This is a genomic window from Aeromicrobium sp. Leaf272 (genome assembly GCF_001422865.1).
Lineage (GTDB): Bacteria > Actinomycetota > Actinomycetes > Propionibacteriales > Nocardioidaceae > Aeromicrobium.
The window spans coordinates 281,352-281,601 of record NZ_LMMY01000013.1 but is presented as its reverse complement, the minus strand read 5'-3'; the positions used below and the strand labels follow the sequence as shown (position 1 = coordinate 281,601).

General features: G+C 68.4%; 1 pseudogene. It reads left to right on the top strand.

Features of this window, described 5'->3' with window-relative positions:
- Window positions 1–250 (top strand): annotated as a pseudogene (locus tag ASF38_RS18080) (hypothetical protein); the annotation flags it as partial.

Here is a 250-nt window from a genome sequence, read left to right as displayed (position 1 = left end):
CGACGCCGACGAGGACGAGATCCTCCGTCGCCGCGAAGACGAAGCCCGCAAGAAGACGTCGTTCTCCATGTGGGACAACAACGACGGCACCGTCACCGGACGCTTCACCCTCCCCGAAGCCCAGGGCGCCATGCTCAAGACCGCCCTCGACGCGCTCGCCGCACCACACCAGAAGGTCGGGACCGTCAACGCCGCCACCGGCGAGCACGACGAAGTGGGATTCGGCCAGTCCTACCCCCAGCGCCTCGGG